General features: G+C 40.9%; 11 protein-coding genes. 4 read left to right on the top strand and 7 right to left on the bottom strand.

The genetic code is table 11. From position 1 onward, the window contains the following. Positions 1 to 11: 11 nt before the first annotated feature. The 5 genes from P3L56_RS08100 to betI all read right to left on the bottom strand — a co-directional run bounded on the left by P3L56_RS08100 (position 12) and on the right by betI (position 6,479). Complete coding sequence (locus tag P3L56_RS08100; protein ID WP_272686271.1) at positions 12 to 647, bottom strand: TonB-dependent receptor domain-containing protein; 636 nt, start codon at positions 645 to 647, stop codon at positions 12 to 14. Beyond that, positions 644 to 2,272: a TonB-dependent receptor domain-containing protein gene (locus tag P3L56_RS08095; RefSeq protein ID WP_272686272.1), complete on the bottom strand. Its 1,629-nt coding sequence runs from the start codon at positions 2,270 to 2,272 to the stop codon at positions 644 to 646. Before P3L56_RS08095 ends, P3L56_RS08100 begins: the two co-directional genes overlap by 4 nt. A 384-nt stretch (positions 2,273 to 2,656) precedes the next feature. After that, complete coding sequence (betA, locus tag P3L56_RS08090; RefSeq protein WP_210831816.1) at positions 2,657 to 4,336, bottom strand: choline dehydrogenase; 1,680 nt, start codon at positions 4,334 to 4,336, stop codon at positions 2,657 to 2,659. A 39-nt stretch (positions 4,337 to 4,375) separates the two neighbouring features. After that, on the bottom strand, positions 4,376 to 5,854 hold the full coding sequence (betB, locus tag P3L56_RS08085) for a betaine-aldehyde dehydrogenase (RefSeq protein ID WP_042844200.1): 1,479 nt from the start codon (positions 5,852 to 5,854) through the stop codon (positions 4,376 to 4,378). 22 nt (positions 5,855 to 5,876) lie between these two features. After that, complete coding sequence (betI, locus tag P3L56_RS08080; protein ID WP_042844367.1) at positions 5,877 to 6,479, bottom strand: transcriptional regulator BetI; 603 nt, start codon at positions 6,477 to 6,479, stop codon at positions 5,877 to 5,879. A 209-nt stretch (positions 6,480 to 6,688) separates the two neighbouring features. Between betI and P3L56_RS08075 the strand changes: the two genes are divergently transcribed. Next, entirely contained in the window at positions 6,689 to 8,731 is a 2,043-nt protein-coding gene (locus P3L56_RS08075; RefSeq protein WP_042844202.1) for a choline transporter, read from the top strand. Between the two features lie 54 nt (positions 8,732 to 8,785). On the opposite strand, the gene P3L56_RS08070 is transcribed toward P3L56_RS08075, so the two are convergent. Next, positions 8,786 to 9,142: a hypothetical protein gene (locus P3L56_RS08070; RefSeq protein ID WP_166686064.1), complete on the bottom strand. Its 357-nt coding sequence runs from the start codon at positions 9,140 to 9,142 to the stop codon at positions 8,786 to 8,788. 502 nt (positions 9,143 to 9,644) lie between these two features. Here P3L56_RS08070 and P3L56_RS08065 point away from each other — a divergent pair. Continuing rightward, positions 9,645 to 10,565 carry a chitinase gene (locus P3L56_RS08065; RefSeq protein WP_210831496.1) on the top strand — a complete coding sequence of 307 codons (921 nt, stop codon included), beginning with the start codon at positions 9,645 to 9,647 and terminating at the stop codon, positions 10,563 to 10,565. A 20-nt stretch (positions 10,566 to 10,585) separates the two neighbouring features. On the opposite strand, the gene kdgR is transcribed toward P3L56_RS08065, so the two are convergent. Further along, complete coding sequence (kdgR, locus tag P3L56_RS08060; protein ID WP_198861303.1) at positions 10,586 to 11,365, bottom strand: DNA-binding transcriptional regulator KdgR; 780 nt, start codon at positions 11,363 to 11,365, stop codon at positions 10,586 to 10,588. 226 nt (positions 11,366 to 11,591) lie between these two features. Here kdgR and P3L56_RS08055 point away from each other — a divergent pair, with 226 nt between their 5' ends. Beyond that, complete coding sequence (locus P3L56_RS08055) at positions 11,592 to 12,545, top strand: sugar kinase (RefSeq protein ID WP_210831495.1); 954 nt, start codon at positions 11,592 to 11,594, stop codon at positions 12,543 to 12,545. 2 nt (positions 12,546 to 12,547) lie between these two features. After that, positions 12,548 to 13,165: a bifunctional 4-hydroxy-2-oxoglutarate aldolase/2-dehydro-3-deoxy-phosphogluconate aldolase gene (locus P3L56_RS08050; RefSeq protein WP_131679929.1), complete on the top strand. Its 618-nt coding sequence runs from the start codon at positions 12,548 to 12,550 to the stop codon at positions 13,163 to 13,165. Positions 13,166 to 13,188: the final 23 nt, after the last annotated feature.

Below are 13,188 nucleotides of genomic sequence, written 5' to 3'. Positions count from 1 at the left end.
TTGATTGCAATTTAAAAAGTCGCTTCTAACCCAAGCCTGAAGGTTCTTCCTGGAATCGGCATATAAATAACGGTTCCTGGGTCAAATGCATAACGATTCGTCAAGTTATCAATATTAAAATTCACATGGATATTTTTCTGAATAGAGTATTTACCTAACAAATCAAATGTTGTCGTGGAATACAGCTTGGTAACAGGTGCTGCAGCTGTTCCAGCAAGCCATTCTTGTGGGTAATCTTTCCCTGAGTTATAACGTACACGTAAACCTGTTTGTAATTTTTGATCGAACATTTTTACCCCAACAATTCCGGTGACAACTTTCTTGGGTGGAATACGTGAAGGTGATAACCCCCATGCAAAACCAACCGAATTACAAGCAGATGGTAAACTCCCTAGCGCCATTTCATCCCGAGAGCAAAGTTCTGCATTGTTATAAAAAGTGGCATCAACGGAACCAAATGCATAATTTGAATTGTATTTTAATTCAACCTCATAACCTGAAAGCTTAAACCTGTCATAGTTTTTGGTTATGACGTAAGGTGATGACCAATCCTCCAATTTAGGATTCACACCTTGTGAAAGATAATCTTTGATATCATTATTAAAATACGCCACCCGCAACTCGGCAACATCTTCATCGGCAATCAAGTTATTTTTTCAAGGTTCATGCCAACCTCAAACGACTTGGCATGCTCAGGTTTAAGTGGGGAGTTAGGGCTATAAGAGTAAGTCTGACCGGATGCCGTTGTTTCAAATAAACTAGGTTCTCTATAACTATCTGAATATTTAGTATAAATATCCAATTCATTCGTCACATGAAAACTCAATTCACCAAATAAATCATTCTTTGGCCCGTAATGAAGGCTTTTTCCTTGAACATGGTCATCAACATCAAACGAGTGGATGCGCCAACCCGCCAGCACCGTGACCCAATCACCTTGGTACTCAACGTTAGTAAATGCGGATGTATTAATACCTTTCGCATTACGTGTTACCGGCGTCAGTTCGTCCCCCTCTAGTGTTCCATCGGGTGTCCATATCGGCTGATAAGTCTTACTAAGTGGCTTTGATTTCTGCTGCATATATTCCACACCATATGTAATCCCGATGGGATACGCGGCAAGCTCGGAAGTATTTTCTAAATTAAATCCAAGCCGCTCATCGGTATAACGGTGTTTATATTGATCACCATAATGAGCATTTACATTATCCGATGTACCATTACGTTGCTTAAACTTACCTTTCGTCCACCATACTCCTAAATTCATATCAACCCATAAAGAATCAGGTTTATACGAGTAGTTTAATGACGTGGTATCTATATTTGCGGTTCCTAACGACCACTGTGGCATTTTATTATCATACTGATACCAATAAGCAGCTAAAACTTCACCAGCTTGCTGTTCGTGGCGACGATAATTTAATTCAATACTAGAATATGGGTTAAGATAAATATTCGTCTTTAATAATGTTGACTGACTTTCATAACTCGTATTAACCACTTCTTGCCCGGGTTTTATCGGTGCATCTGTGGATGAATATTTATGATAACCATTTTTCCCTGCAAAAAAATTGCCTTGTTTTCTGTCACTATGCGCAATTAACACGTCAAACTTATCATTTCTATAGGCAATACCAGTGGTTATGGAACCATTATTAAAATGACTATTTTTAACCCCATTAGATAACCGATACTCTGACTCCCGCCCTTCCTCTGATGCTATAGAAGGCCGTCGGTTATTGTTATAAATATTTCCTTTAAATAAAAACCCGAACTGCTCTCCTTGGGGGATAATACTATTAGCAGATAACGTTTTTAATTTAACTGTTCCACCGATAGCACCGCCGGAGAATTTACTCATCGATGCTCCTTTTTCGATCTCTATGGTATTAACCAAATCCATATCAATATAGGTTCTATCGGTGCTACCTTGATAACCTCGCCATGTATTCGTCGATTGCAAACTACCATCGATAATAATAGGCACTCGGCCATTACCTTGTAGACCTCGAATACCAATATCTAAAGCACCTGCTTCATTTCTGGCATTATTTATTTGAAGAGAGGTCTCATTAGCAAATATATCCGAATTAGTTGTGCCTCTTACTACCGAAATATCTTTAGTCTCTATTCGCTTACTATTTGACTTTATTTTACTCGCAGTAACGAGAAGTTTATCTTTCTGCTGTGCTGTATTGGCTTCATCCGCTAAAACCGTCCCTGAAGAACATATAACAAGTAAGCTAATTATATTTTTATTTTGAAATATCATTTAAGTAATGCCTTCATTAATTAATGAATATTTAATACAAATGAAGAAATATCGTACGAGCAGCTTGAAAATATCCCCTGCTATACTTTAATTCGTCAATTAAAAGTGAGATGTAAGTGCAATTAGATAAATACAGCTAACACCAAAAACCTTATTTATTGAATGGTTAAGGGCGATTTTTTCCTCGTATTAATCAATTATCCTGAAATATACACCAATAATAACAATGATCAAGATCATAATGAATATCATTTGCATTCTTATTAATATAACTATTGTTTATTAATTCCTTTATGATTTCACCCCATAAAAAAAGCGGCTGATATAACTATCAACCGCTGTTGAATAACCAAAAACCGGGTTTAATAATATGCTAGTGCCTTATTACCCCCTTAAAGGCGTTTTTCTAACCGGCGTATTCCCCGCCACAAAATAATCCGCTTGACTGACAGGTAGTGGTGCCCGATTACGTATTTTATCTGCTATTTTTTCAGCAATCATAATCGTCGTTGCATTCAAATTACCGGTAATAATTAATGGCATTATTGATGCATCAATCACCCTTAACCCTTCAATACCGTGTACCTGCCCTGCACCATTAACAACTGCCATTTCATCATTACCCATTTTACAAGTACCACAGGGGTGAAATGCGGTTTCAGCGCGCTCTCGGACAAAAGCATCCAGTTCTTCATCGGTATTCACCTGTTTACCGGGGCTTATCTCAGTACCACGATATGGGTCGAGCGCTGGCTGAGCCATAATTTCACGGGTAATACGGATAGCTGCACGAAACTCTTCCCAGTCCTGTTCCGATGACATGTAGTTGAATAAAATACTCGGGTGTTGCCTAGGGTCTAATGATTTTAAACGTACTCGCCCACGGCTAGGAGAACGCATTGAGCCGACATGAGCTTGGAAACCGTGCATATTAACTGCATTACTACCATTATAATTAATTGCAACTGGTAAGAAATGAAACTGAATATTCGGCCACGCAAACTTATCACTAGTACGAATAAAACCGCCCGCTTCAAACTGATTACTGGCACCAATTCCCGTCCCTTTGAACAGCCACTGAGCACCAATCATCGGTTGATTATACCACTTTAATGCTGGGTATAATGAAACTGGCTGTTTGCATTCATACTGCAAATACATCTCAAGATGATCTTGTAAGTTTTGCCCAACACCGGGCAAAACATGTACTTTAGGGATATTAAACTCCGCCAATACATCTTCAGGACCAACCCCTGAGCGTTGTAATATTTGTGGCGATGCAATCGCCCCTGCACATAATAACACCTCTTTACGCGCTTTTATCACCGTTGCAGTTGTACTGTTACCTGGGTAATACTTCACACCAACCGCTTTTTTTCCTTCGAACTCAATAGTATCAGTGGTTGCATGAGTCACAATCGTTAAATTTTTTCGCCCTTTCGCTTGGTCTAAATAACCACGCCCCGTACTTGCTCGACGTCCTTGAGGGGTTACTGTGCGATCCATAGGACCAAACCCCTCCTGTTGATAGCCATTTAAATCATCAGTTTGCGGGTAGCCTGCTTGAACCCCAGCCTCAACCATTGCATGAAATAGCACATTATTGCCATTTTTAGGCGTAGCTACACTTACGGGCCCATCACCACCATGGTAATCATTTGGACCAATATCCCGCGTCTCCGCTTTTCTAAAATACGGTAAGCAATCTAAATAGCGCCAATCTTCTAGACCAGGAGCTTCAGCCCAGCCATCAAAGTCCATCGCATTTCCACGGATATAACACATCCCATTAATCAGTGATGAGCCGCCAAGCCCTTTTCCTCGACCACACTCCATACGGCGGTTATTCATATGTGGCTCGGGGTCAGTCTCATAGGCCCAATTATAACGTCGACCTTGTAATGGATACGCTAATGCCGCTGGCATTTGTGTGCGAAAGTCGAACCGATAATCCGGTCCTCCTGCTTCAAGGAGCAGCACAGTAACTTCAGGATCTTCTGTCAGGCGGGTAGCAAGAACGTTACCGGCTGAACCAGCACCGATAATAATATAGTCATAGACCATTGTTATCTCCTCTGTTTCAGTCAAATTAAAATGATGTGATTAAAAAACCGATGAAAACTCCCCAAGTTCAACTTGAATAGATTTGATTTGTGTATAATTTTGCAGCGTTATCACGCCATTTTCACGACCAACACCTGAATGTTTATAGCCACCAACGGGCATTTGTGCAGGAGATTCGCCCCATGTATTAACCCAGCAAATACCTGCTTCTAATTGATTAATTACACTATGCGCTCGCGTTAAATCTTGAGTGATAACCCCCGCAGCCAACCCATACACACTGTTGTTGGCACGAGCAATGACTTCCTCTTCCGATTGATAACCTAAAATACTCATTACTGGACCAAAAATTTCTTCCTGAGTAATTTGCATTTCATCATCACAATCTGTAAATACCGTAGGAGCAACATAAGCGCCATCAGCAAAGTGACCATCCACTAAACGCTGCCCACCACATAACAAACGAGCCCCTTGCTGCTTCCCTAATTCGATATAACGCAGTACATTTTCCATATGCGCAAAACTGACTAATGGCCCAAAATTCGTGCCCTCTTCAACAGGAGAACCGATTTTAATCCGCGCAACACGCTCAACAATTTTATGTTCAAATTGTGATTTAAGAGAATTAGGCACAAATACCCGTGTACCGTTCGTACAGACTTGGCCTGAGCTATAAAAATTAGCCATCATAGCGATATCAGCAGCTTTATCTAAATCTGCATCATCACAAATAATTAATGGTGACTTACCACCAAGCTCCATGGTGACTTCTTTCAATGATGAAGCAGATGCATTGGCCATGACTTTTTTACCCGTAGCTATCCCACCCGTAAATGAGATTTTAGCAATATCTGGATGCTCTGTTAGCCATTGGCCGACTTCCCCGCCTGCTCCAGTGACCACATTGAACACCCCAGCTGGTAAACCTGCTTCGGTATATATTTCAGCCAGTTTTAAAGCCGTTAACGAAGTCACTTCACTCGGTTTGAACACCATCGCGTTTCCAGCTGCAAGCGCTGGCGCCGACTTCCATAAAGCGATTTGAATTGGGTAATTCCATGCACCAATACCAGCAACAACACCTAATGGCTCACGACGGGTATAAACCAATGCGCTATCACGTAACGGAATTTGTTGCCCTTCCAGCATCGGTGCTAGCCCAGCATAATATTCAAGGACATCAGCCCCTGTCACAATATCGACATAACGAGTTTCAGATAACGGTTTACCGGTATCCAAGGTTTCAAGATAAGCCAGCTCATCATTACGTTCGCGTAAAATATCAACAGCGCGGCGTAAAATTCGTGAACGCTCCATCGCTGTCATTGCCGCCCACACCTTTTGGCCTTGTTTGGCGCTTTCTACTGCCCATTGAATATCTTCGAGGCTAGCAGATTGTAACTTGGCAATGACCTCCCCATTTGCGGGGTTGATTGCCGAAAATTGACTGCATTCTGGTTGTGAGCTATCGACGTAACCACCATGAATATAAAGCTTATGAATTGGTGGATGTTGCATATTATCTCCTTTGAATTGATATTTAGGTTTTTGTTACCTCTGCCCGATGAAGTTGCATATCGATATATTCATTAGTGATTTTCAGTGCCTCTAGGACTGGGAATACTTCATTACTTAAAGCACTCCGTAACCATAAACCATCAATTAGCGCCGCAAGCCCTTTTGCAGCCATCCGCGCATCGGATTTGCTTAATACCCGCCCAAATTCATAACTTAAATTCGAATAAAGCCGCCTATCATTCACCTGTTGTAGTCGGTTTAAGTTAGGCTGGTGCATACTACTAGCCCAAAATGCTAACCACGTTTTCATCGCGGCTTCGCTAGTCTGTGTTGGGTCAAAGTTACCTTCAACAATCGCCTGTATTCGCAATTTTGGCTCTGCATCCGGTAGCATTCTTAAGCGCATCGCAACTGCAAGCCCAAGTTGGTATTGAATATGGCGCATAGCCGCTTCAAGTAACCCGTTTTTATCTCGAAAATAATGGCTAATAATACCTGTAGACACCCCAGCTTTACGGGCGATTAACACAAAGCTGGCTTCTTGCATTCCAACTTCGTTAATCACAGCCAAAGTGGCCTGAATTAACTGCTGTTTACGTATCGACTTAATTCCTACCTTCGGCATAGTATTTAAACCTAAAAAATACACTGTTCCCTTTTATTAAACGTTTTTTTAATTGAATGTTCAATCAATATTCTCTATTGTATTTTACAATTAATTCACAATATATGCAGGAGGGATATGGAGGAAAACCAAATTCACACTAATTAATCAATTAGTTAGAGTGAAAAGTAATTTTAACCTGTTAAATAAATAAAAATGTGGAACTGCCGATGACAACTCAACATAGTTCGAAAAATCAGCAGAAAGACAAATTAAATTCTGTGGTTTTTTTCACTTCCGCTGGTCTTATTCTAGCGTTTTCTTTTTTTACAATTCTGATGACCGAAACAGCAAATCAGTGGATCGTCGCCACCTTAGGTTGGGTATCAAAAACCTTTGGTTGGTATTACCTATTAGCGGCAACCTTGTACATTGTTTTTGTTATTTTTATTGCAACATCACGCTTTGGGAATATCAAACTCGGTCCTGAGCAATCCAAACCTGAATTTAGCGTTCTTAGCTGGTCTGCAATGCTATTCGCTGCGGGGATTGGTATTGATTTAATGTTTTTCTCTGTAGCTGAACCCGTCACTCAATATATGCTTCCGCCAACAGGCGATGGAGAAACCTTAGAAGCAGCCCGTCAGTCGATGGTGTGGACACTATTCCACTATGGCCTAACGGGCTGGTCTATGTATGCATTAATGGGTATAGCTTTAGGGTACTTTAGCTATCGTTATAATTTACCTCTGACCATTCGGTCTGCACTTTACCCTATTTTTGGTAAACGCATTGAGGGGCCTATCGGCCATACCGTTGATATTGCTGCAGTACTGGGGACTATCTTTGGTATCGCAACGACACTTGGTATTGGGGTAGTACAACTCAATTATGGGCTAAAAGTGTTGTTTGACTTACCGCAAGGCTTAACGGTACAAACTGGCTTGATCTTTCTATCCGTTGTCATGGCGGTGATTTCAGCGACCTCTGGGGTTAATAAGGGTATCCGTATACTCTCCGAGCTCAATGTGCTTCTAGCTTTAGGCTTGATTTTATTCATATTATTTGTCGGTGATACTGAGTTCTTGCTCAATGCGTTAGTGCTCAATGTAGGGGATTACGTCAACCGCTTTATGGGGATGACACTCAATAGCTTCGCATTTGACCGCCCAACTGATTGGATGAATAGCTGGACATTGTTCTTCTGGGCTTGGTGGGTGGCATGGTCGCCATTCGTTGGGTTATTCCTCGCCCGCATCTCTCGTGGCCGAACGATCCGTCAATTTGTGATTGGTACTTTAATTATTCCTTTTGTTTTCACTTTATTGTGGCTATCCATTTTCGGAAATAGTGCTTTATATGAAATCATTCATGGCAATAGTGAGTTAGCACAAACTGTACTCGAAGCCCCTGAAAAAGGGTTTTATTCCCTACTTGAGCTCTATCCTGGCTTTGGTTTAACCGCCTCAATCGCCACCATCACAGGGTTACTTTTTTATGTTACTTCTGCGGATTCCGGCTCATTAGTATTAGGGAATTTCACCTCGAAACTCAGTGATATCAATAATGATGCACCTAATTGGTTGCGTATATTTTGGTCCGTCGCGATTGGCTTACTAACTCTAGGAATGCTAATGACTGATGGAGTTGCTGCCTTACAAAATACCACGGTGATCATGGGGCTACCTTTTAGCTTCGTCATTTTCTTCATTATGGCAGGGTTATATAAGTCATTAAAAGTCGAAGATTTTAGGCGCGTTAGCTCATTAAACACCAATGCACCCGCACCACTGTATGGCAATGGTACCCTCAATTGGAAACAACGTTTAGGCCGTGTGATGAACTTCCCCGGTACGACTTATACGCAACGGATGCTTGATTTAGTTTGTATCCCTGCGATGCAAGAAGTGGCGAAAGAGTTATCTTTAAGGGGAGCAAAAGTGGAGTTTAATACGATGCCACCAATTGCAGATGAACGGTTAGAACATTTAGAGCTGACCGTTGACCTTGATGATGAACAAAGCTTTATCTATCAAGTCTGGCCGCAACGCTATTCTGTTCCTGGCTTTACTTATCGCGCCCGCTCGGGGAAATCCCATTATTACCGTTTAGAAACCTTCTTATGGGAGGGTTCCCAAGGGAATGATTTAATGGATTATACCAAAGAGCAGGTAATTAGCGATATTCTCGACCAATATGAAAAACATATGAATTTCATTCACTTAAGCCGTGAAGCTCCAGGAGCAACATTGACTTTCCCTGAATCAAGTTAACTTAAAATCAATAAGGGAGCCTATTGCTCCCTTATTTCTCAGTAAACCTGCTTATCAGTAGCGCCCCGCTTGCTCCAACATTTTCTTCATTTGTTGTCGGTCATTCACCCAAGGCCTAGAGTTTGGGCACCCTGCTCCCGTAGGGTTGGCATCACAAGCATTAAACTGATGTAGTATTGAATTTTCATCCGCATTACGTTGGTCTAATAAAGCTTGATAACTTTGTTCCTCTGCTGGAAGTTTCTTCTTGGGATCAAAGACAAACTTTTGTTGTGCCTGTAATTTTTTAGCACCTTGGTAGTCTTGATTAAACTCGCGATCAGCGGGTGATTTTTCTTTAAAGGTAAAATCGCTGGCAAAGCCGTAAGTAGTGAAACTAAGAAAAATAACAAAAATAATCTTTTTAAACATATGAATATCCTACTGTGCCTGTAAGTCAGTATTATATAACGCAGAATTATCACATCCAAAAATGATTAAAATAAAATATAATATAATCTTATTATTCAATATGTTAATTATAATAAAACATCAAATCAATTGATTGATATAGATACTATTAGTAATGAACTATTAGCATGACATTAATCATGCATCAGAAATATAAATACAGTTCATCTTAATCATAACCATTTGTTTTTAAATAATTAACACTCACATGAAAGACCAATGGCGTGATGATATTAAATAAGCCAATATGCAAAAAAGGCTAACTACCGTCATTCAAATTAGCCAAATAATTTGTATCGAATTACCTCCATTATCATGATCATAATAGAACTGTAACTTATCAGATTACTAATAATTTTTAGTCTTGTTCCTAAGCCTATTTTCTATAAAAGTGACTTTGCCCTATTAGTTAGTATTGGGCACCAATTTCACTTTATCTAACTCATTAGACTAGGAATATACAATGAATAAAACCTATTTTGGTCCTTATATCGATGTCAGTGTCGATGCCACTTGGAACGATTGGCAAAACTACCCTGATGGCAGGCCAAATGCTAAATACAGCCAAGCTGCAATCCAATATGGGGTTGATATACTTTACCTTGGTTTTTTAACTGCGGACCGAAATAGACAAGCGGCATGGTCCGCCCAACCCACAATGCCAATAAACTGGGCTAAACCCTTGTGTGACGAACTTATTGCTGGCGGGGTAAAAGTTGCAGTGTCATTCGGAGGAGCCGCTAATCAAGATGTCTCATTGGTACAGACACAAGAAGAACTGATCAAAACCTATCAAGAAGCTATCGATAAACTAAACGCATCGCATATAGATTTAGACTTCGAAAATGGCCTCTATGATGCTGATAATGCATTTTCTGCTTTAAAAGTGATTGTCGACAATAACCCAAAAATCACCTTGAGCCTAACCCTACCCACCCTACCGACAGGGTTAACAAATACTGGATTAGCATTAGTGAAAAAATCTGTAGAAGCAGGTTTGGTCATGAAAGTTAATGGAATGGCAATGGATTATTATGACCCAAACATCATTAGCTTGGGCGATGCCGCTATCAAGGCTGCCATCAGTATTAAAAACCAATTAAAACCTTTCTACCCATCGGTAGAAGATAAGGAAATGTATAATTACGTTCAAATTACCCCGATGATTGGCCTAAATGATGACCATGCTATGTTCAGTTTCCATGATGCCGACATTCTAAGCGAATTCGCAAAAAAAATAGGTTTGAACCTCGTGTCGATGTGGAGCTTAACCCGTGACCGTCCTGGTAATAAACCCTACCCAGAAGCAACAAGCTCAGGTAACCCAGAACAAACCTATGATTTTCAATATACAGAACTATTTACTCAAAAACTTAACTCATAGATAACCCGTTATCACCAATATTATAGGTATTGGTGATAACCCATTTTTTCTGAAATATTGCGCCCCGCCGTTTTTAGTAATTCAACATAATCATCAATACATTGTTCATCAAAGCGGATCGTTGGAAATGAAATGGATAGCCCTGCAATCACATGCCCTAACCGGTCATATACTGGGACAGCGATACAACGTAAACCAAGCTCTTGTTCTTCCCTATCCTGCGCATAATGACATTCGCGAACAGTGGCTAATTCCGCCAGCAAATCATCCAACGTTAAAATCGTGGTATTGGTTTTTTTGGTAAATAATTCATCTTTTAATGCACAGCGAATAGCGTCTTCACTTTGCCAAGCCAATAAAATTTTACCTATCGCGGTACAATACAACGGGTTACGGCGACCGACCCGTGAATACATACGTAAATTATAACTAGAATCTATTTTGTGAATATAAATGATAGCGTCTTCATCTAATGCGCCTAAATGCACGGCCTCATTGGTGAGTCGGCCAATCTGGCGCATTTCTTTATCTGCAATTTCAATCAGGTCAACGTACTCGAGGGATTTCGCCCCTAATTCGAAAAGCTTCAATGTCAGTGAGTATTTATCTGCCTCACCTTCTTGCTCCACATACCCCAGCTGTTTCATGGTTTGTAAGAAACGAAATGTTGTCGCTTTTGACATCAGCAAACGCTGGGAAAGCTCCGATACACCGATTTCCTTTTGTTCACCAAGAGCGCTAAGTATGCTAAATACTTTGACTACAGCTGAAACGGCGTCCGTTTGAGTCGTCTTATCCATTTCTTTTCCATCATCCAATTCAATTGATAGCGATATTATAGCGAAACCAGCCAATACCACTCTAGGCTAAATAGCATAATAGGCAGGTCACAGAAAAACAAGAACAGTGATTCAATATTTTTAAAACAGCGTTTCATTTTTATTTGAAGTTATGAATAAAATGAGTTTTAATAGCTCTATCAGGTCAGTATTAGTTTACTAAGTCGTAATCGCGCAGGTGGTAAATATGAGTACACATCCGCAAGTTGCCGTCATTGGCGAATGCATGGTTGAATTACAAAAATCGGGTGAGCTTTACAGCCAAACTTTTGGTGGGGACACGCTAAATACCGCGTTATACCTCTCACGTTTAACTCAGAAACACGGAGTGACAACCCGATATATTACTGGTTTAGGGAAAGACCCATTTAGCCAACAAATGCTTACCCGCTGGCAGCAAGAAGGGATCAATACCGATGATGTGTTTATTTCTGATACACGGTTACCGGGTATGTATTTAATTGAAACCGCCCCCAATGGTGAACGCCGTTTTTTCTACTGGCGTGATAACGCAGCAGCAAAATTTTGGTTAGATGAAAATAGCAAAGCACACACACAGCAACAGCTTAATGCACAACAATTCATCTATTTAAGTGGCATTAGTTTAGCTATTTTACCTGACGCCACACGCCAATTGTTATTAGAAATTTTACAGCAAGCCAAACAGCATGGCGCAAAAATTGTATTTGATAATAACTACCGCCCAGCTCTTTGGCCTTCAAAACAAGCGGCACAGCAAGCTTACCAGCAAATTTTAAGCCTAACCGATATCGCTTTTTTGACCTTTGATGACGAACAATTGCTATACGGTGATAATCACGAAACCGATGCAATTCTTCGCACTCAACAATATGGCGTTAATGAAATCGTGATAAAACGCGGGGCTGATGCTTGTTTTGTGGTTATTGATAACCAACGCTTTGAAATTCCTGCAAATAAAATTAGCCATGTTGTTGATACAACTGCCGCAGGGGATTCCTTTAGTGCCGGCTACCTAGCTTGCCGCATTTTAGGTGGCAGCCCTTGCGATTCGGCAAAAACAGGTCATTTACTGGCTGGAAGCGTCATCCAACACCGGGGAGCGATTATTCCATCCGAGGCCATGCCAACCATTACTTTAGCCCCCATTGAAAAGGTTTAATCATGAATCAATTAATTGAAAAAATTAAGCAGCTGAAAGTTGTCCCTGTGATCACCATTAACCACGCAGAACATGGGGCGCCACTAGCTAAAGTGTTGGTGGAAAATGGCCTACCGTGCGCAGAAGTCACTTTCCGCACCCCAGCCGCGGTACAAGCTATCAAAAACATGCGCGCTGCCTACCCTGAGTTGCTGATCGCAGCAGGTACCGTATTAACCACACAGCAAGTTGACCAAGCCATTGAAGCAGGCGTGGACTTTATTGTCAGCCCAGGCTTTAACCCGAAAATTGTTGCCTACTGCCAACAAAAAAATGTGATTATCATTCCGGGCGTCAATAACCCAAGCTTGGTAGAGCAAGCCCTTGAGTTTAACCTCACCACCTTAAAATTCTTCCCTGCAGAAGCCTCTGGTGGGGTTGCGATGCTCAAAGCACTCGGCGCCGTTTACCCTGTTAAATTTATGCCAACAGGTGGTATCGGCATGAAAAATATTAAAGAATACACCGCATTACCGTCTGTATTAGTGTGCGGCGGTTCGTGGATGGTACCAAATGCATTAATTGACAGTGAAAACTGGGATGAACTTGCAAAATTAGTTGCTGAAGCAGCAAGTCTCTAATTAAAAAATAAAATCTCGTTGTC

Source organism: Providencia sp. PROV024, from assembly GCF_032709665.1.
GTDB lineage: Bacteria > Pseudomonadota > Gammaproteobacteria > Enterobacterales > Enterobacteriaceae > Providencia > Providencia huashanensis.
This window is presented reverse-complemented; position numbering and strand designations above follow the sequence as displayed.

Excerpts from the sequence above, each read along its gene's own strand:
- P3L56_RS08055 (WP_210831495.1), top strand. The coding sequence starts at position 11,592 with ATGAGTACACATCCGCAAGTTGCCGTCATTGGCGAATGCATGGTTGAA.
- P3L56_RS08070 (WP_166686064.1), bottom strand. The coding sequence starts at position 9,142 with ATGTTTAAAAAGATTATTTTTGTTATTTTTCTTAGTTTCACTACTTAC.
- P3L56_RS08050 (WP_131679929.1), top strand. The coding sequence starts at position 12,548 with ATGAATCAATTAATTGAAAAAATTAAGCAGCTGAAAGTTGTCCCTGTG.
- P3L56_RS08075 (WP_042844202.1), top strand. The coding sequence starts at position 6,689 with ATGACAACTCAACATAGTTCGAAAAATCAGCAGAAAGACAAATTAAAT.
- kdgR (WP_198861303.1), bottom strand. The coding sequence starts at position 11,365 with ATGGATAAGACGACTCAAACGGACGCCGTTTCAGCTGTAGTCAAAGTA.
- betA (WP_210831816.1), bottom strand. The coding sequence starts at position 4,336 with ATGGTCTATGACTATATTATTATCGGTGCTGGTTCAGCCGGTAACGTT.
- betI (WP_042844367.1), bottom strand. The coding sequence starts at position 6,479 with ATGCCGAAGGTAGGAATTAAGTCGATACGTAAACAGCAGTTAATTCAG.
- P3L56_RS08065 (WP_210831496.1), top strand. The coding sequence starts at position 9,645 with ATGAATAAAACCTATTTTGGTCCTTATATCGATGTCAGTGTCGATGCC.
- P3L56_RS08095 (WP_272686272.1), bottom strand. The coding sequence starts at position 2,272 with ATGATATTTCAAAATAAAAATATAATTAGCTTACTTGTTATATGTTCT.
- betB (WP_042844200.1), bottom strand. The coding sequence starts at position 5,854 with ATGCAACATCCACCAATTCATAAGCTTTATATTCATGGTGGTTACGTC.